16 protein-coding genes and 1 pseudogene are annotated in these 18984 nt (G+C 62.8%); 9 read left to right on the plus strand and 8 right to left on the minus strand.

Going from position 1 to position 18984, the window contains the following annotated elements; translation table 11 throughout:
• Positions 1–18 precede the first annotated feature (18 nt).
• A complete protein-coding gene (locus RYH74_RS14105) occupies positions 19–903 on the minus strand; it encodes a 3-keto-5-aminohexanoate cleavage protein (protein WP_317409594.1) in 885 nt (294 codons plus the stop codon).
• Positions 904–1024: 121 nt separating this feature from the next.
• Positions 1025–1969, minus strand: a complete 945-nt coding sequence (choX, locus tag RYH74_RS14110; protein WP_013970502.1) for a choline ABC transporter substrate-binding protein — start codon at positions 1967–1969, stop codon at positions 1025–1027.
• Positions 1970–2116: 147 nt separating this feature from the next.
• On the opposite strand from choX, the gene RYH74_RS14115 reads away from it, so the two are divergent.
• Positions 2117–3079, plus strand: a complete 963-nt coding sequence (locus RYH74_RS14115; protein ID WP_084785115.1) for a GlxA family transcriptional regulator — start codon at positions 2117–2119, stop codon at positions 3077–3079.
• Here RYH74_RS14115 and RYH74_RS14120 read toward each other — a convergent pair.
• The 3 genes from RYH74_RS14120 to RYH74_RS14130 all read right to left on the minus strand — a co-directional run bounded on the left by RYH74_RS14120 (position 3070) and on the right by RYH74_RS14130 (position 4921).
• A complete protein-coding gene (locus RYH74_RS14120) occupies positions 3070–3621 on the minus strand; it encodes a hypothetical protein (RefSeq protein WP_075044353.1) in 552 nt (183 codons plus the stop codon). The two genes, RYH74_RS14115 and RYH74_RS14120, sit on opposite strands and share 10 nt — an antisense overlap.
• Before the next feature lie 66 nt (positions 3622–3687).
• Positions 3688–4404 carry a hypothetical protein gene (locus tag RYH74_RS14125; protein ID WP_080958440.1) on the minus strand — a complete coding sequence of 239 codons (717 nt, stop codon included), beginning with the start codon at positions 4402–4404 and terminating at the stop codon, positions 3688–3690.
• A gap of 115 nt (positions 4405–4519) precedes the next feature.
• Positions 4520–4921, minus strand: a complete 402-nt coding sequence (locus RYH74_RS14130; protein ID WP_003257504.1) for a lysozyme inhibitor LprI family protein — start codon at positions 4919–4921, stop codon at positions 4520–4522.
• A gap of 287 nt (positions 4922–5208) precedes the next feature.
• Here RYH74_RS14130 and RYH74_RS14135 point away from each other — a divergent pair, with 287 nt between their 5' ends.
• The 7 genes from RYH74_RS14135 (at position 5209) to RYH74_RS14165 (ending at position 14439) form a co-directional block, all read left to right on the plus strand.
• A complete protein-coding gene (locus RYH74_RS14135) occupies positions 5209–6186 on the plus strand; it encodes a dipeptidase (protein ID WP_003257506.1) in 978 nt (325 codons plus the stop codon).
• Between the two features lie 77 nt (positions 6187–6263).
• The gene (locus tag RYH74_RS14140) at positions 6264–6794 is read left to right on the plus strand and encodes a DUF5943 domain-containing protein (protein ID WP_013970507.1); all 531 of its coding nucleotides are present in this window, start codon (positions 6264–6266) and stop codon (positions 6792–6794) included.
• Positions 6795–6809: 15 nt separating this feature from the next.
• Positions 6810–8870: a dimethylglycine demethylation protein DgcA gene (dgcA, locus tag RYH74_RS14145; protein ID WP_025337383.1), complete on the plus strand. Its 2061-nt coding sequence runs from the start codon at positions 6810–6812 to the stop codon at positions 8868–8870.
• A 177-nt stretch (positions 8871–9047) separates the two neighbouring features.
• Positions 9048–11000, plus strand: coding sequence for a dimethylglycine demethylation protein DgcB (gene dgcB, locus RYH74_RS14150; protein WP_013970509.1), 1953 nt, complete (start codon positions 9048–9050; stop codon positions 10998–11000).
• Entirely contained in the window at positions 11000–12232 is a 1233-nt protein-coding gene (locus tag RYH74_RS14155) for an electron transfer flavoprotein subunit alpha/FixB family protein (protein WP_025337385.1), read from the plus strand. Before dgcB ends, RYH74_RS14155 begins: the two co-directional genes overlap by 1 nt.
• A gap of 10 nt (positions 12233–12242) precedes the next feature.
• Positions 12243–13013: an electron transfer flavoprotein subunit beta gene (locus RYH74_RS14160; protein ID WP_003257512.1), complete on the plus strand. Its 771-nt coding sequence runs from the start codon at positions 12243–12245 to the stop codon at positions 13011–13013.
• A gap of 685 nt (positions 13014–13698) precedes the next feature.
• Positions 13699–14439, plus strand: coding sequence for an RHS repeat-associated core domain-containing protein (locus RYH74_RS14165; protein ID WP_317409599.1), 741 nt, complete (start codon positions 13699–13701; stop codon positions 14437–14439).
• A 57-nt stretch (positions 14440–14496) separates the two neighbouring features.
• Here RYH74_RS14165 and gbcA read toward each other — a convergent pair whose 3' ends face one another.
• Positions 14497–15789 carry a glycine-betaine demethylase subunit GbcA gene (gbcA, locus tag RYH74_RS14170; protein ID WP_075044357.1) on the minus strand — a complete coding sequence of 431 codons (1293 nt, stop codon included), beginning with the start codon at positions 15787–15789 and terminating at the stop codon, positions 14497–14499.
• A 295-nt stretch (positions 15790–16084) separates the two neighbouring features.
• On the opposite strand from gbcA, the gene gbcB reads away from it, so the two are divergent.
• Positions 16085–17185, plus strand: a complete 1101-nt coding sequence (gene gbcB / locus RYH74_RS14175; protein WP_025337388.1) for a glycine-betaine demethylase subunit GbcB — start codon at positions 16085–16087, stop codon at positions 17183–17185.
• A gap of 135 nt (positions 17186–17320) precedes the next feature.
• On the opposite strand, the gene RYH74_RS26510 is transcribed toward gbcB, so the two are convergent.
• Together RYH74_RS26510 and RYH74_RS26515 are read right to left on the minus strand one after the other, a co-directional pair.
• On the minus strand, positions 17321–18193 hold the full coding sequence (locus RYH74_RS26510) for a methyl-accepting chemotaxis protein (RefSeq protein ID WP_410902914.1): 873 nt from the start codon (positions 18191–18193) through the stop codon (positions 17321–17323).
• Positions 18176–18946 (minus strand): annotated as a pseudogene (locus tag RYH74_RS26515) (MCP four helix bundle domain-containing protein); the annotation flags it as partial. The pseudogene RYH74_RS26515 and the gene RYH74_RS26510, both read right to left, overlap by 18 nt.
• Positions 18947–18984: the final 38 nt, after the last annotated feature.

An 18984-nucleotide genomic window follows, 5' to 3' on the forward strand; every position in this document is an offset into this window, starting at 1 on the left:
GTTGGGCTCCTGAAAGTGTCAGCGGCGTTTGAGGTTCATCTTTTCCCGGCCTTCGGCCGGGGTCAGCACACGGGCGCCAAGGCGCGAAATGATCTCTACCGCGCGCTCGACCAACTGGCCGTTGCTGGCCAGCACGCCACGGTCCAGGTACAGGTTGTCCTCCAGGCCCACCCGCACGTTGCCGCCCAGCAGCACCGCCTGTGCGGCCATCGGCATCTGCATGCGGCCGATGCCGAACCCGGCCCAGGTGACGTTGGCCGGCAGGTTGTCGACCATCGCCTTCATGGTGGTGGTATCGGCCGGCGCGCCCCACGGGATGCCCAGGCAAAGCTGGAACAGTGGGTCGTCGAGCAGGCCTTCCTTCATCATCTGCTTGGCGAACCACAGGTGGCCGGTGTCGAAGATTTCCAGCTCGGCTTTTACCCCCAGCTCGGTAATGCGCTTGGCGCCGGCGCGCAGTTGTGCCGGGGTGGAGACGTAGATCGAGTTACCGTCGCCGAAGTTGAGGGTGCCGCAGTCGAGGGTGCAGATTTCCGGCAGCAGCGCTTCGACGTGGGCCAGGCGCTCCAGTGGGCCGATCAGGTCGGTACCCGGGCCGAATTCCAGTGGTGTTTCACCCGGGCCGATTTCCAGGTCGCCACCCATGCCCGCGGTAAGGTTGACGATGATGTCCACGTCGGCTTCACGGATGCGTTCCATGGCTTCGCGATACAGCGCCACGTCACGGCTGAAGCGGCCGGTTTGCGGGTCGCGCACGTGGCAGTGGACCACGGTGGCGCCAGCTTTGGCGGCCTCTACGGCAGACTCGGCGATCTGCTTGGGGGTGACTGGAACAAGGTGGCTTTTCGAGGCGGTGTCGCCGGCGCCGGTGAGGGCGCAGGTGATGATGACGTCGTGGTTCATGGCGGGGTTCCTTGTGGTGTCTGGTGGCCTTTTCGCGGGTAAACCCGCTCCCACAGGGGACGATGTTGCCCCTGGCATGTGCATGACTTGTGGGAGCGGGTTTACCCGCGAATGGGCCGGATCAGTTGGCAGTGAGGTTGAGGTTGTCGGCAGCCGGCTTGCCATCGAAGGTGGTCACACCCTCGAGCCAGCGGGCCTTGTCCTCGGGGTGGTCCTTGAGCCACTGGCGGGCCGACTCCAGCGCATCCTTGTGGTCGAGCAGCGGCTGCATCATGCGGCTCTCGTCCTCGGCGCTGAAGTTCAGGTTGGCCAGCAGGCGGTGGGCGTTGGGGCAGCGTTCGGCGTAGTCCGGCGCAGTCACCGTCCACACTGTCGCGCGGCCTTCGTCCGGGCCCAGGGCGTCCTGGCTGTCGCCCAGGTAGACCATGTCGATATTCACGTTCATCGGGTGCGGTGCCCAGCCGAAGAACACCACAGCCTCGTTGCGCCGCACCGCGCGGTCGACGGCGGCGAGCATGCCGGCCTCGCTGGACTCGACCAGCTGGAACTTGCCCAGGCCGAACTGGTTCTTGGCGATCATTGCCTTGATCTGGGTGTTGGCGCCGGAACCCGGTTCGATGCCGTAGATTTTCCCGCCCAGTTCCTTTTCGAACTTGTGGATGTCGGCGAAGGTCTTCAGGCCCTTGTCGGCCAGGTACTTGGGCACTGCCAGGGTGGCGCGGGCGTCTTCCAGGCTGGGTTTGTCGAGCACCTTGACCTGCTTGGCGTCGACGAACGGGGTGATGGTCTGGGTCATGATCGGGTTCCAGTAACCCAGGAACATGTCCAGGCGTTTGTCGCGGATGCCGGCGAAGATGATCTGCTGCGAGGCGCTGGTCTGTTTGGTCTGGTAGCCAAGGCCATCGAGCAGCACCTGGGCCATGGCGCTGGTGGCGATGACGTCGGTCCAGTTGACCACGCCCAGACGGACGTTCTTGCAGGCCGCAGGCTCGGCGGCGAATAGTGGGGAAGTGGCGATGCTGCTCAGGGCAAGGGTCAACAGGCTGCGGCGGATCAAGCTGTGCATGGTGGCTCTCCATCGGCAGTGCATATTGTTATTGGGGTTCGACCTCTCTGGGTCGTATGAAGAAGCTACGCTGCTGTCAGGGTGGGAAATCGCACCCTGGCGACCAACATTTGCACGGAGGCGACCACCTTTGCCGTGGAGCATGCAATGCCGCAAATCATTCACTTCCTGTTGTTGCCCGGGTTCTCGGCCATGGGTTTCATCAGCGCCCTGGAGCCACTGCGGGTGGCCAATCGTTTCAAGGGCCCGCTGTATCGCTGGCAGGTATTGAGCCTGGACGGTGGGGCGGTGCAGGCCAGCAATGGCATGTCGGTGAACGCCGATGCAGCGCTGGCGGCGGGCGAGCCTGGTGGCATCCTGCTGATCGTCGCCGGTTTCGAGCCATTGGCCTGTTATGGGCCAGCGCTGCAGCAGGCGCTACGCCGCCTGGATCATGAGGGGGTGGTTCTGGGTGGCATCGATACCGGCGCGGTGGTGCTGGCCGAGGCCGGCCTGCTCGACGGCCATCGCGCCACCGTGCACTGGGAGGCGCTGGAGGCGTTCAAGGAGAATTACCCGAGCCTGCAGGCCACCCAGGAACTGTTCGAAATCGACCGGCGGCGCATCACCTGTGCGGGCGGTACTGCCTCAATCGACCTGATGCTCGACCTGATTGCGCAATCCCATGGCAGCGAGCTGGCGGTGCAGGTTTCGGAGCAATTCGTGTTGGGCCGTATTCGGCCGCGGCAGGATCATCAGCGGATGCAGATCGCCTCACGCTATGGCATCAGCAACCGCAAGCTGGTGCAGGTGATCGGCGAGATGGAAAAGCATACCGAGCCACCGTTGAGCACATTGGAGCTGGCCGCCCGTGCCATGATCACCAGGCGTCAACTGGAGCGCTTGTTTCGCTTGTACCTGAATGATACGCCCAGTGGCTTCTATCTTGACCTGCGTCTGGACAAGGCGCGTCAGCTGCTGTGTCAGACGCAGATGAGCATCACGCAGGTCAGCGTGGCATGTGGTTTCGAGCTGCCGTCGTACTTCACCCGCCGTTACAAAAGACGCTTTGGGCGCTGTCCGCGTGAAGAACGTCAGGCGCTCAAGCCACAGCTGCCGGATCAGAACTGATCGAGGTCAGAAAGCGCCTGGAGGCGGTTTTCGACCTGTACTCGCCGCGCCTCGAAAGCCCGGGCGTCGAGTTTCGCGCCCATGTGGTCCAGTTGCAGGGCAAGGCGCGTACGTGGGGCATCCGGGTCGGTCGAACAGCACAGGTTGAAGACGATCGCCAACGGGCTGCCGCTGTCATCCAGGTCAAACTCGATGCGCAGGTGCGAGCTGGCCGAGGTGCTGCGCAGCAGGGCGAGGTCTGGCTGTTTCAAGCCATTAAGTATGTCGTTGGCAACCCGCTCGAACTTGAGGTTGCGACGCTGGGGCGCTGGAATCCAGCCGTTGAAGACGTCTTGAAACACAGCATCCGTGGGTACGCAGTTGATGCTTTTCGTCGTCCGTTCGATCAGTTCGACACCGCTGTTTTCCAGGCCCTGCAGAAAACGGTTGAACCAGCGCTGGCCATCCTGTTGGCGATCGTGAACCTGGTTGGCCTCCAGTTGCGCCAGGCGCAGGCAGGCATGAAGGTCTTCCCAGGGTTGGTTGGCAGGTTTGGTGGGCATGCTTGTGGCCCTCGCTGCAGGCGTAGGAAGGGGAACCTGGCGCCGCTGGGCGGCGCCAGGTGCAGGTCAGATGTCCAGCGCCAGGATGTCGAACGCCTGGCTGGCCAGCTTCATCCTGACGGCTTCGCGCATGGCGTCGAAGTGGCGAACACTGAACGAGCCCTGCTGCGAGGCCCGGTATACGCGGGTGTTCGACTTGTCGATGATGCGGCCAGCGGAACCTGCGGTTTTCTCGGCCTTGTCATAGCTCAGCTGAACGCTGGTCATGTGCATGATCGGCAGGCCTTGCGGTGTCATCTCGCAGGCCGAAATCTGAATGGTGCTGGATTTGCCCGAAACGCTCACGCTGCTTTCTTCGAGCAGTTGCTGCGCCTTGGGTGTTTGCACGATCACTTCGAAGGAGCGTTTTACACAGCGGCTCAGGCGGTGGCTGGCGCCGATCTGGACGGTGACGATCTGCGGCACCAAGGTGGCCAGCGTGTGGGTGTCCTTGTCGATTGCTTCTTCGACATGGGCGGCGCCGGTCAGCGTCCAGCCGAACTTGCCCAGGCCGTCGTTGTAGAAGTTGTACCACTCGCGCTGCTGGGTTTCCTTGTCGAACTTCTTGTTCGCCGACAGGTTCATCAGGCGCATGCCATCGAGCACGTCTTCGGCAACGCTGGCGGGTACATCCGGGGCAAAGATGCAGACGGTGTTGGCAACCATGACGGCGCGTTCTTCGCCTTCCTTCTTCAGGGCGGCAATGGCGCTGTTCATGTCGGTCTTGCTGATAGTGGAGGTCATGTCTTGGTTTCCGATCGAGTTCATCATCGGCACCTCGGGTGAGGCGCCGGGGACGCACTTTGGTTCGGATCGTCAAGACAGATAAGCCGAAAGCCTTTCCTGTCGAGGAACTCCCTTACTGCTGGCCGATGGACTGCAGGTACTCCGAGCGATCATCGCTGCGCTGTGCCACGCAAGTGTTCCACGCCGCTTCGAACGCCTTGCTGCCCGGCTTCTCGGCGTAGGTTTCGACCTTGCAGTCGGCATCGCGCAGTTGCGTCCACAGTTTTTCGGCCGCCTCCATGCGCCCGGCCAGCGCATCTGCCTTGTCGCCTTCGTCGGCGTACTGGTCGCGAATGCGCTGTATCAGGTCGTCATACGCCGACTTCAGTTCACGCTCGGCCGTCTGCTTGTTGAACGCCGCGCAAGCGAATGTCTGCTGGTCGGTCTCGACGTTGTCGCACGGGGTGCTTTCTTCCTCGCCGGCCTGGGCGCCCGATACGACAGCCAGCAATACCAGCCATGCCATTGATTTCATCCGTTTTCTCCTCAACAAGGCTGACGAATCGGCTGGATTCTCGCTCAGCCGCCGACAAGACGATAGCTCCCTGAAGAAATGTTCATGAAACGGCCGGAAATGTCGTTATCGAGACTGTCTCTCATCGCCAGACGGCGCGCCAGAGGGCGCGATGTCGCGCATTGACGCTTTCGGCAAACCCCCTGTCGTTTTTGCATCGGGGCGCCTTTGGGCACAGGCATATGCTGGCCCCAAAGCGCCGGCAATAAGGTTTGGCGCAAACCCATTCAATAAAAGGGGACAGCCTGATGAGCCCAGCCGAACTTCACGCCGACAGCATCGTCATCGACGGCCTGATCATTGCCAAATGGAACCGCGAGCTGTTCGAGGACATGCGCAAAGGCGGGCTGACTGCGGCCAACTGCACGGTGTCGGTCTGGGAAGGCTTCAAGGCTACCGTCGACAACATCGCCGCCAGCCAGAAGCTGATCCGCGATAACAGCGACCTGGTGATGCCGGTACGCACCACCGCCGACATCCGCAAGGCCAAGGAACTGGGCAAGACCGGCATCCTCTTCGGCTTCCAGAACGCCCACGCCTTCGAAGACCAGATCGCCTACGTCGACGTGTTCAAGCAGCTGGGCGTGGGCATCGTGCAGATGTGCTACAACACCCAGAACCTGGTCGGCACCGGCTGCTACGAGCGTGACGGCGGCCTGTCGGGCTTCGGCCGCGAGATCGTTGCCGAAATGAACCGCGTCGGCATCATGTGCGACCTGTCGCACGTCGGCTCCAAGACCTCCGAAGAAGTCATCCTCGAGTCGAAAAAGCCGGTCTGCTACTCGCACTGCCTGCCTTCGGGCCTGAAAGAGCACCCGCGCAACAAGTCGGACGAAGAACTGAAGTTCATCGCCGACCACGGCGGTTTCGTCGGCGTGACCATGTTCGCGCCGTTCCTGGCCAAGGGCATCGACTCCACCATCGACGACTACGCCGAAGCCATCGAGTACACCATGAACATCGTCGGTGAAGACGCCATCGGTATCGGTACCGACTTCACCCAGGGCCACGGCCAGGACTTCTTCGAGTACCTGACCCACGACAAGGGCTACGCCCGTCGCCTGACCAACTTCGGCAAGATCATCAACCCGCTGGGCATCCGCACTGTGGGCGAATTCCCCAACCTCACCGAAACCTTGCTCAAGCGCGGCCACTCCGAGCGCGTGGTGCGCAAGATCATGGGTGAGAACTGGGTCAACGTCCTCAAGGACGTGTGGGGCGAGTAAGCCGCTCTCCAAGCCTGAAAGCCCCTGCCAGCAACGCCGGGGCATCCCAATAAAAAATTTTATGGAGTTGAGTTTCCATGGCCAAGATCGCCCCGCAATTGCCAATCGAAGTAGACAGCGAGACCGGTGTCTGGACCAGCGACGCCTTGCCGATGCTGTATGTGCCGCGCCATTTCTTCGTCAACAACCACATGGGCATCGAAGAAGTCCTTGGCGCCGACAAGTACGCCGAGATCCTCTACAAGGCCGGCTACAAGTCCGCCTGGCACTGGTGTGAAAAAGAAGCCGAGTGCCATGGCCTGGAAGGCGTGGCGGTGTTCGAGCACTACATGAAGCGCCTGAGCCAGCGCGGCTGGGGCCTGTTCGAAATCCAGGACATCGACCTCGACAAGGGCACCTGCAGCGTCAAGCTCAAGCACTCCGCGTTCGTGTACGTCTATGGCAAGTGCGGCCGCAAGGTCGACTACATGTTCACCGGCTGGTTCGCCGGCGCCATGGACCAGATTCTCGCTGCCCGCGGCAGCTCGATCCGCACCGTGGCCGAACAGGTCTATGGCGGGTCGGAAGAAGGCCACGAAGATGGCCTGTTCGTTACAAAGCCGTTGTAAGCCGGAGATAGCGTCATGGCATTCGAAGCAATGTTCCAGCCGATCCAGATCGGCAAACTGACCATCCGCAACCGTGTGCTCAGCACCGCGCACGCCGAGGTCTACGCCACTGACGGCGGCATGACGACCGACCGCTACGTGAAGTACTACGAAGAAAAGGCCAAGGGCGGTATCGGCCTGGCGATCTGCGGCGGCTCGTCGGTGGTGGCCATCGACAGCCCGCAGGAGTGGTGGGCGTCGGTCAACCTGTCGACCGACCGCATCATCCCGCACTTCCAGAACCTGGCCGACGCCATGCACAAGCATGGCGCCAAGATCATGATCCAGATTACCCACATGGGCCGTCGCTCGCGCTGGGACGGCTTCAACTGGCCGACCCTGATGTCGCCGTCGGGTATCCGTGAACCCGTGCACCGCGCCACCTGCAAGACCATCGAGGTGGAAGAGATCTGGCGCGTGATCGGCAACTACGCGCAAGCTGCCCGCCGCGCCAAGGAAGGTGGCCTGGACGGCGTGGAACTGTCGGCCGTGCACCAGCACATGATCGACCAGTTCTGGAGCCCGCGGGTCAACAAGCGTACCGACGAATGGGGCGGTACCTTCGAAGGCCGCATGAAGTTCGGCCTGGAAGTACTGAAGGCCGTGCGCGCCGAAGTCGGTGACGACTTCTGCGTGGGCATGCGTATCTGTGGCGACGAGTTCCACCCCGATGGCCTCAGCCACGAGGACATGAAGCAGATCGCTGCCTACTACGACGCCACTGGCATGCTCGACTTCATCGGCGTGGTCGGTTCGGGTTGCGACACCCACAACACCCTGGCCAACGTCATCCCGAACATGAGCTACCCGCCGGAGCCGTTCCTGCACCTGGCGGCCGGCATCAAGGAAGTGGTCAAGGTTCCGGTGCTGCACGCGCAGAACATCAAGGACCCGAACCAGGCCACGCGTATCCTCGAAGGCGGCTACGTGGACATGGTCGGCATGACCCGTGCGCACATGGCTGACCCGCACCTGATCGCCAAGATCAAGATGGGCCAGATCGACCAGATCAAGCAGTGCGTCGGTGCCAACTACTGCATCGACCGCCAGTACCAGGGCCTGGATGTACTGTGCATCCAGAACGCCGCGACCTCCCGTGAATACATGGGCGTGCCGCACATCATCGAGAAGACTACCGGCGCCAAGCGCAAGGTGGTGGTGGTTGGCGCCGGCCCGGCCGGCATGGAAGCGGCCCGCGTGGCTGCCGAACGTGGCCACGATGTGACCCTGTTCGAGAAGAAGGAGCAGATCGGCGGGCAGATCACCATCGCCGCCAAGGCCCCGCAGCGCGACCAGATCGCCGGTATCACCCGCTGGTACCAGCTGGAGCTGGCGCGCCTGAAGGTCGACCTGCGCCTGGGCACCGCCGCCGACGTGGCTGCCATCCAGGACCTGCGCCCGGACATCATCGTGCTGGCGGTGGGTGGGCATTCGTTCCTGGAGCAGAACGAGCACTGGGGCGCCGCCGAAGGGCTGGTGGTCAGCAGCTGGGATGTGCTCGACGGCAAGGTTGCGCCGGGCAAGAACGTGCTGGTGTACGACACCATCTGCGAGTTCACCGGCATGTCGGTGGCTGACTTCATCGCCGACAAGGGCAGCCAGGTCGAGATCGTCACCGACGACATCAAGCCGGGTGTGGCCATGGGCGGTACTACCTTCCCGACCTACTACCGCAGCATGTACCCGAAAGAAGTGATCATGACCGGCGACATGATGCTGGAAAAGGTCTACCGCGAAGGCGACAAGCTGGTGGCGGTGCTGGAAAACGAATACACCGGCGCCAAGGAAGAGCGTGTGGTCGACCAGGTGGTGGTGGAGAACGGCGTGCGTCCTGACGAGCAGCTGTACTACGCCCTGAAGGAAGGTTCGCGCAACAAAGGCCAGATCGACGTGGAGGCACTGTTCGCCATCAAGCCACAGCCGATCCTCAGCCAGCCGGGCGAAGGCTACCTGCTGTACCGCATCGGCGACTGCGTGGCCCAGCGCAACGTGCATGCGGCGATCTACGACGCCTTGCGCCTGTGCAAGGACTTCTGATCGAGAAAAATCGTCGCCACCGGGCGCGGTCCCTGTGGGAGCGGGTTCACCCGCGAAAGCGTCAGCACAAGCAACAGAGTTGTCTGATCTGACGCATTCGCGGGTAAACCCGCTCCCACAAGGGGCCAATCCCACCTTCAGAGTGGCGCAAGAATCCAGCTGTTGTGGGAGCCTCCCATGTTGAACACCCTTCTACCTATCCTGCTGTTCGCTGCCCTTGGCCTGGCAGTGCTCGGCGCCCTGCGCCGGGTGCGCATGTGGCGGCGTGGCCGGCCGTCCAAGGTCAACCTGATCGGCGGCCTGCTGGCCATGCCGCGCCGCTACCTGGTCGACCTGCACCATGTGGTCGAGCGCGACAAGTACATGTCCAAGACCCACGTGGCCACCGCTGGCGGCTTCGTGCTGTCGGCCGTACTGGCGATCCTGGTGCACGGCTTCGGCCTGCAGAGCAAGATCCTCGGCTACGCGTTGCTGGTGGCCACGGTGATCATGTTCAGCGGCGCCATCTTCGTCTTCAAGCGCCGCCTCAACCCGCCTTCGCGCCTGTCCAAGGGCCCGTGGATGCGCCTGCCGAAGAGCCTGCTGGCGTTTGCCGTGAGCTTCTTCATCGCCACCTTGCCAGTCGCCGGCATCCTGCCGGCCAACACCGGTGGCTGGGTGATGGTGGGCATTCTGGGCCTGGGCGTGCTGTGGGGCGTGTCGGAGCTGTTCTTCGGCATGACCTGGGGCGGCCCGATGAAACACGCCTTCGCCGGTGCCCTGCACCTGGCCTGGCACCGTCGCGCCGAACGCTTCGGCGGCGGCCGTTCCACCGGCCTCAAGCCGCTGGACCTGGAAGACCCGAACGCGCCGCTGGGCGTGGAAAAGCCGGTGGACTTCACCTGGAACCAGCTGCTGGGCTTCGACGCCTGCGTGCAGTGCGGTAAATGCGAAGCCATGTGCCCGGCCTTTGCCGCCGGCCAGCCGCTGAACCCGAAAAAGCTCATCCAGGACATGGTCATCGGCCTGGCCGGTGGCACCGACGCGCAGTTCGCCGGCAGCCCATACCCGGGCAAACCGATCGGTGAGCATGGCGGCCACCCGCACCAGCCGATCGTCAATGGCCTGGTCGACGCCGAAACGCTGTGGTCGTGCACCACCTGCCGTGCCTGCGTCGAGGAATGCCCGATGATGATCGAGCACGTCGATGCCATCGTCGACATGCGCCGTCACCTCACCCTGGAAAAAGGCGCCACCCCGAACAAGGGCGCCGAAGTGCTGGACAACCTGATCGCTACCGACAATCCGGGCGGCTTCGCCCCAGGCGGGCGCATGAACTGGGCCGCCGACCTCAACCTGCAACTGCTGTCGGAGGTGAAAACCACCGAGGTACTGTTCTGGGTCGGTGACGGTGCCTTCGACATGCGCAACCAGCGCACCCTGCGCTCGTTCGTCAAAGTGCTCAAGGCGTCGGGCGTGGACTTTGCCGTGCTCGGCCTGGAAGAGCGCGACAGCGGCGACGTGGCGCGCCGTCTGGGCGATGAAGCGACCTTCCAGCAACTGGCCAAACGCAATATCCAGACCCTGGCCAAGTACAAGTTCCAGCGCATCGTCACCTGCGACCCGCACAGCTTCCATGTGCTGAAGAACGAGTACGGCGCCCTGGGCGGGGACTATCAGGTGCAGCACCACAGCACCTACATCGCCGAACTGATCGCGGCCAACAAGCTCAACCTCGGCCAGCACAAGGGCGGCAGCGTCACCTACCACGACCCGTGCTACCTGGGCCGTTACAACGGCGAGTACGAAGCTCCGCGTGCCGTGCTCAAGGCCCTGGGTATCGAAGTGCGCGAGATGCAGCGCTCGGGCTTCCGTTCCCGTTGCTGCGGCGGTGGTGGCGGTGCGCCGATCACCGACATCCCTGGCAAGCAGCGTATCCCGGACATGCGCATGGACGACATCCGGGAGACCGAGGCCGAGCTGGTAGCTGTGGGTTGCCCACAGTGCACCGCCATGCTCGAAGGTGTGGTCGAACCGCGCCCGCAGATCAAGGACCTGGCCGAACTGGTGGCCGACGTGCTGATCGAAGAGGACGCGCCCTCTGCCCCAAAGCCGCAAACGGCCAAACGTGAACCTGCGGAGGTGCACTGATGAGCGACATTATCCGCCGCGACCCACGCGCCGAGTGGATCGCCCGTAACCGTCTGCACCCGCTGCATGCAGCGATGCAGACGCAGCAGACCAGCTGGATGGGGCCCAACGGCCTCATCCGCAAGAACCCCCACGCGATTGCCGCAGGCTTCATCGGCCCGGCCGGCATCAAGCGCATCGACCGCAGCGGCGCCCAGCAGGGCACCGCCGTGGGCGGGCGACGCACGGCGGCGGCCGAGGTCAAGCTGCCGCTGCACCAGGTGCCGGCGCCGGCGTTCTACATCGCCGTGGTGCCGGACATGGTCGGTGGCCGCCTGAGCAGCCACGACCGCGACCTGCTCGGCCTGGCCCACAGCCTGGCCGGCAACGACGGTGCGGTGCTGGCAGTGGTGTTTGGCGAGCACAAGGAAAGCAACTTTTCCACAGCCGGGGTCGACCGCCTGCTGGTCATCGAAGGCGAGGCTTTCGAAGGTTATGCACCGGAGCAACTGGTACAAGGCCTGCGGGCTGTGGATAACCAGTTCACCCCGCGCCACTGGCTGCTGCCCGACAGCCGCACCGGTGGTGGCGAACTGGGCCGGCGCCTGGGCGCGGCACTGGGTGAGCGCCCGGCGACGCGGGTATGGCAGGTCAAGGACGGCCAGTGCATCGGCCGTGCCGGTGCCGGCCAGCAAGATCTGCAGCGCGCCGTACCACGCTTGATCCTGGCGGCGGCCGAGTGCGCCGAGCCGGTCAGCGAAACCCGGCACGAAGCGCTGCCCGTGGAGTTGTCCACAAGCGTGGCGCGCAGCCTGTCGCGCATCGAAGACCTCGGCTCGGTGGCCGTGGACCCGGCCACCATTGCCATGGCTGAAGCCGAGTTCATCGTCTCGGGCGGCAACGGGGTCAAGGACTGGGACCTGTATCACAAGGCCACCGCGGCCCTTGGCGCCACTGAAGGCGCCTCGCGGGTGGCGGTGGACGACGGCTTCATGCCGCGCAACCGCCAGGTGGGTGCCACCGGTACCTGGGTTACCGCACGGGTCTACGTGGCTGTGGGTATCTCGGGCGCGATCCAGCACCTGCAGGGCATCGGCGCCTGCGACAAGGTGGTGGCGATCAACATGGACCCGGGCTGCGACATGATCAAACGGGCCGACCTGTCGGTAATTGGCGACAGTTCGGCGATTCTCCAGGCACTGATCGAGGCTGTGGACAACTACCGCAGCGGCGGCCAGCGCGACGCGGCATAAGGGCACGAGCATGAGTACGAAAGTGATCAGCCTGGTTTCCATCGGTGCCCACCCCAGCTCCGGCCGCGCTCGCCGCGCCGAGCAGGATGCGCGCGCCGTGGAGCTGGGTTTGCAGCTGGCTGGGGATAACTTGCAGGTGGTGCATGCCGGCGACCCACGGGAAGAGGCGCTGCGCGCCTACCTGGGGATGGGCCTGGACCATCTGGATGTGCTGGAGCAGCCGGCTGGTGCCGACGTGCTGGGCGTGCTCGGGGATTACCTGCGCGATGCCGGGGCACAGCTGGTGCTGACCGGTAGCCAGGCCGAGACCGGCGAAGGGTCGGGCATGTTGCCGTTCCTGCTGGCCGAAAAGCTCGGCTGGCCGCTGATTGTGGGGTTGGCTGAAGTGGAGTCGATCGACAACGGCACCGCCCAGGTATTGCAGGCGCTGCCGCGCGGTCAGCGGCGTCGGCTGAAGGTGCGCCTGCCGTTGCTGGCGACTGTGGATAACGCTGCGCCCAAGCCGCGCCAGAGCGCTTTCGGGCCGGCGCGTCGGGGTGTGTTGGCGGCACGCAACGTGGCTATCGTCGAAGACGAACTGCTGGCCGAAGCCGAACTGCAGCCAGCCCGCCCACGGCCCAAGCGGCTTAAGGTGATCAAGGCCAAGAGCGGTGCCGACCGGATGAAGGCGGCGACGGCCAAGGCCAGTGGCGGCGGTGGCAAGGTGTTGAAGGACGTTTCTCCACAGGAAGGCGCCGAGGCCATCCTCAAGCTGCTGGTGGAAGAGGGCGTGCTGCGCTGAAGTTTGAGGGTTGTAGGTCTCTTTGTGGGAGCGGCCTTGTGTCGCGAAAGGGCCGCGCAGCGGCCCCAGCCATTTCTGCTGTGATGCAAAAACCTGGGGCTGCTGCGCAGCCCTTTCGCGACACTAGGCCGCTCCCACATTGCATACACAGCATCCACCGAGCGCTTTTGCCCACCAAATCTGTTCGCCAAGGTGTGGATAAAGTGTTGGCGCATGGCCGCAGCCCTTGTATCACGTGGCCCCCAAGCTTTTGATCAAAAAACGATCAGTCTTATCCCTGCCTTCGCATGCAACGCGCGGCAGCACCCTCCTGATTTTGCCCACAATCGCTGTTAGCCGGTCTGTGGATAATCTGTTCGGTATCTCCTGTAAGCGGCGTAGTGAAAGGCTTTGGCAGATTTGTTCGAAAATTGATCAATCCCGTCAGAATCCTACGTAATGCCTGAAAATCAGGCCCTTGGGTCACTTATCAACAGGGCGATCGCAAAAAACTCATTGGTTGCCCACAAACTCTGTTGGTGTCTCTGTGGACAAGATGTATGAACTCCGCTGTAGCCCAATGAAAATGCGATCTTGGCTGATATGGTCAAATAATGATCAGGGGCCTACCTGACATTTTTGCCAGTACGCAAATTTCCAACCAACCATTACGGTATCCACAGGTCTTCGTATTTGTGAATAACTCATGGCGACATACCTGCTCAATACCGATCGGCAGCACTCTGTACTGGGTTCGCATCCCGGTGGCCCACATGTCTATGCGCCTTATGGAGTCATGAGCGCCGCCTGTGCACCAGGGCTGGCATTTTGTGGAGAGTATCGGGACCCAGTGACTGGGAATTACCCACTAGGAAATGGCCATCGTACCTACACACCCTCGCTCATGCGTTTCCAGTCGCCGGACACGCGAAGCCCGTTCGACGAGGGCGGGCTCAACGCTTATGTCTACTGCCTTGGTGACCCGGTCAACCACCGCGATCCCACAGGGCAGAAGGCAGAGGATTATGTGCTGCCAGTGCTGAGTATCCTTACCAACGTGCTAGGTCTGTTTATCAGCGGGCTACGATTCAGAGCTTTCGTCAAGCAGGTGGGCGCTAGTCGAAGAATTGGCGTGGAAAGCCTTTCACCGTCGATTATGCCGCCAACACGACAGGATTGGGCTTTGTCCAGCGTCAGTGCGGTCGCTGCCATTGCGGGGTTGACCATTGGTGTTGCCAGAACGGCCGATCCTGAAAACAAGTGGCAGACATGGGCGTTGGCTGCGCTGACCCTCGTGTCGCTCACAACGACGGCCTATGAGGCATGGGGGCTGGCTCAGAAGAGGCCATGGCAATCGAGCACACCTGTCCCTGTATCGCCGTCAGGATCTCCTTTGCCTACCGCTGCAATTCCGACAGATTCAGCGACCGCGATCAGAGGACAATAAACCCCATTTTAGAAATACGGATAGCGACATCTGTCGCTATCCGCTTATCCCGGGCGGTTACTGCGCCTGCACTTCTTTCAGGTAAGGCGCAGGTTCCGCGCCCAGATTGTTCAGCAGGCGCTGGCTGTACCAATCGATGAAGTTCACCACACCAAACTCGTAGGTCTTCGAGTAAGGCCCAGGCTGATACGCAGTGGAGTTGATTCCACGCTGGTTCTCTTCAGCCAAACGACGGTCCTGGTCGTTGGTGGCGTCCCACACCTTGCGCATGTTCTCGGGGTTGTAGTCCACACCCTCCACGGCATCCTTGTGCACCAGCCACTTGGTAGTGACCATGGTTTCCTGGGCGCTGATCGGCCACACGGTGAACACGATCATGTGGTCACCCATGCAGTGGTTCCAGGAGTGCGGCAGGTGCAGGATGCGCATCGAGCCCAGGTCCGGGTTCTGGATACGACCCATCAGCTTCTGGCAGGCCTGCTTGCCGTCCATGGTCATCGACACGGTGCCCTTGAGCAGCGGCATGCGCACGATACGGTTACGCAGGCCATGGCTCTTGTGCAGGTACGGGATCTTCTCGGCTTCCCAGGCGGCAGCGGAGGCGGCCACGTGGTCCTTGAATTCCTGGCTGGCGCGCGGGTCGTTGGTGTCGTCCCATTCCAGCAGGGTTTGCAGCAGCTCCGGGTGCGAACCGTTGCAGTGGTAGCACTCGCGGTTGTTTTCCAGCACCAGCTTCCAGTTGGCCTTTTCCATCAAGGTGGTCTGTACCGCCACCTTGGTGTTTTCCATGTCGTACGGTTCCATGTAGTGGTCCAGGGTGGCCAGGAACTCGTCGATGGCAGGCGGGTTTTCCGCCAGGCTGATGAAGATGTAGCCGCCGGCGACCTTCACGTTCACAGGCTTCAGGCCATACTGGTTCATGTCGAAGTCGGCACCCATTTCGGTACCGGCGAACAGCAGGCGGCCGTCCAGCTCGTAGGTCCACTGGTGGTACGGGCAGACCAGCTTGGCCACCTTGCCCTTGTCGCTGACGCACAGGCGCGAACCGCGGTGGCGGCAGACGTTGTGGAAGGCGTGCACCTTACCTTCGGCGCCACGCACCACGATGATCGGGTTCTTGCCGATCTGCAGGGTGATGTAGTTGCCCTTGGCCGGGATCTCGCAGGTCATGCCGGCGATCAGCCACTCCTTGTGGAAGATCTCCTGCATGTCGATCTGGAACAGACGCTCGTCGGTGTAGAAAGGCTGGGGCAGCGAGTAGGTGCGCTCGCGGGTCTGCAGCATCTCGGCGGTGGCCTTGCGTGCAGGTTCCAGTGGATCGCCCAGGCTCAGGGTTGCGGTGACGTCCATCGTGTATTCCTCGGGGCCGTGTGCGGCCGGCAAAAGGTGGCTAATCGTTGTTGTGGTGCCGCAAGGCTGCTTATCAAGAAACAGCTAGTTGTTTTGCCGTGGAGTGTGCGTCCGAAGGCGTCATGAACCGTATCCATGGGCGACATGGCCGATTTGAATTACGACGCGCCAGCCCTTGCAGCGCGGGGCTGGTCGCGATAAGCACGCCGATGTCGCTGGCAGGAATGTACGTCGTCTTCAGCTTGCGCATTATCCAAGCCATAAAAAGGCCAATAGTCGGCTGCTGGAGATGAACATGTCCGATACCTTCCTCAATCCGGTCACTACCCAGACCTGGGCCAACGGCCGCCACATCGTGCGCTGCGTCAAGGTCATCCAGGAGACCTGGGACGTGCGCACGTTCTGCTTCATGGCCGATCAGCCGATCATGTTCTTCTTCAAGCCGGGGCAGTTCGTCACCCTGGAGCTGGAGATCGAAGGCAAGCCGGTGATGCGTTCCTACACCATCTCCAGTTCACCGTCGGTGCCCTACAGCTTCTCGATCACCGTCAAGCGTGTACCGGGCGGCCTGGTGTCCAACTTCCTCCACGACACCATGCACGAAGGCGCCGAGCTGCCGGTGCACGGCCCGGTGGGGCTGTTCAACGCCATCGACTTCCCTGCGCAGAAGGTGCTGTACCTCTCGGGCGGTGTCGGGATCACCCCGGTCATGTCGATGGCGCGCTGGTTCTACGACACCAACGGCAATGTCGACATGGTGTTCGTGCACAGCGCCCGTTCGCCGAAGGACATCATCTACCACCGCGAGCTGGAGCAGATGGCCTCGCGCATCCCCAATTTCAGCCTGCACATCATTTGTGAAAAGCATGGCCTGGGTGAGCCGTGGGCGGGTTATCGCGGTTACCTCAATCAGCGCCTGATGGAGCTGATCGCGCCGGACTACATGGACCGCGTGGTGTTCTGCTGCGGCCCGACGCCATACATGACTGCGGTCAAGCGCATGCTCGAAGCGGTCGGCTTCGACATGAAGAACTATCACGAGGAATCGTTCGGCGCGACGCCGCCCGAGGCCAAGGCCGATGCGGTGGAGCATGCCGAGCAGGCTGCCGACGCGCCGGAACTGGATGTGGCCGACCTCAACCTGGTGGAGTTCATCGGCAGCGAGAAGAGCATCCGCATCGCCCCGGGCGAGACCGTGCACGCGGCGGCGGCCAAGGTTGGCCTGATGATCCCGAAAGCCTGCGGCATGGGCATTTGCGGCACCTGCAAGGTGCTCAAGCTGGGCGGCGAAGTGGAGATGGAACACAACGGCGGCATTACCGAAGAGGACGAAGCCGAGGGCTACATCCTGTCGTGCTGCAGCGTGCCGAAAGGGGATGTGCGGATCGATTACTGATCTGAAATTGCAGGGGGCTGCTTTGCAGCCCATCGCGACACAAGGCCGCTCCCACAAAGGCGCCGGTTACATCGGCCAATGTGGGAGCGGCCTTGTGTCGCGAAAGGGCCGCAAAGCGGCCCCGGCCTTTTAAAGTCAGGTACGGAACCGCGCCACCAACCCATTCAGATCCACGGCCAACCGCGACAACTCCGCACTCGCCGCACTGGTCTGATGCGCCCCGGTAGCACTTTGCACCGACAGGTCATTGATGTTCACCAAGTTGCGGTCCACTTCACGCGCCACCTGCGCCTGCTCTTCCGCCGCGCTGGCAATCACCAGGTTACGCTCGTTGATCTGCGCCACCGCCCCGGCAATGGTGTCCAGCGCCATGCCTGCGCCACGGGCAATGTTCAGGGTGGATTCGGCACGCTCGGTGCTGGTGCGCATCGATTCCACCGCTTCTTCCGTACCGCCCTGAATACTGCCGATCATCCGCTCGATCTCGCTGGTCGACTGCTGGGTACGATGAGCCAGCGCCCGCACCTCATCAGCCACCACGGCAAAGCCCCGGCCCGCCTCACCGGCACGTGCCGCCTCGATCGCGGCGTTCAGCGCCAGCAGGTTGGTCTGGTCGGCCAGGCCACGGATCACGTCCAGCACCTTGCCGATATCGCGCGACTGTTCGGCCAGGTGAGTGATCAGTTTGGCAGTGGCCTGCACATCGCCACTCATACGCTCGATGGCACCCACGGTCTCCATCACCAGGTCACGTCCATCACCGGTGGAGCGGCTGGCTTCACTGGACGCTTCCGAGGCGCTCACGGCATTGCGCGCCACTTCTTCCACAGCGCTGGTCATTTCAGTTACCGCAGTGGCAGCCTGCTCGATCTCGTTGTTCTGCTGCTGCAGGCCACGGGCACTTTCGTCGGTGACGGCATTCAACTCTTCGGCCGCCGAGGCCAGCTGGGTGGCGGAACCGGCGATCTGTTGCAGGGTATCGCGCAGCTTGTCCTGCATGCGGGCCATGGCACGCAGCAGGCGGGCGGCTTCGTCGGTGCCTTCGGCGCGGATGACGTGGGTCAGGTCACCGTCGGCGACCTGTTCGGCGCTTTTGAGTGCTTCTTCGATCGGCTTGACGATACTGCGGGTCAGCAGGAAGGCGCAGACGAACGTCAGCACGGTGGCGGCGACCAGCAGGCCGATCACCAGGGCGAAGGCAGCGGCGTACTGGTTGGCGGCCTTCTCGTTGGTGGCGCGGGTCTGGTCGGTGTTGATGCGCACCAGGGTGTCCATGACCTTGTTGACCTGTTCGGAGTTGGCCAGCAGGTCGCGGTTGAGCAGGTCGCGCAGTTCGTCGACGCGGTCGGCCTGGCTCAGGCTGCGCATGCGCGACTCAAGTTGGCGGTACTGGTTGAGCAACTGGCCGTACTGGTCGAATGCAGCCTGTTCGTCGGCGGCGCCGATCATCGGCAGGTAGGCCTGGCGTGCACGGTCGATCTGGCTGTTGCGCTCGTCCAGCAGGCTCAGGGTCTCGCGCTGGGTTGCCGGCTCGCGGTTGAGCAGCAGGCGGTAGGAGAGGGTGCGCATGCGCAGGTTCAGGGCGGTGAGTTCGTCGAGGATCTTGATGCTGGGCACGCTGACCTGTTCGATGACGACGCCGGCCTGGCGGATGTTGCCCATCTGGATGAGGGAGAAGATGCCGAGGCCAAGCATCAGCAGGCCGATGAGCGCGAAGCCGAGCAGCGCGCGCGGGGCGATGTTCATATTACGTAGAGACATGGAGAGGACGATCCAGGCAAGGGAAAAAGGGTGCGCAA

It is taken from the genome of Pseudomonas sp. LSJ-87 (genome assembly GCF_032971465.1).
GTDB lineage: Bacteria > Pseudomonadota > Gammaproteobacteria > Pseudomonadales > Pseudomonadaceae > Aquipseudomonas > Aquipseudomonas putida_Z.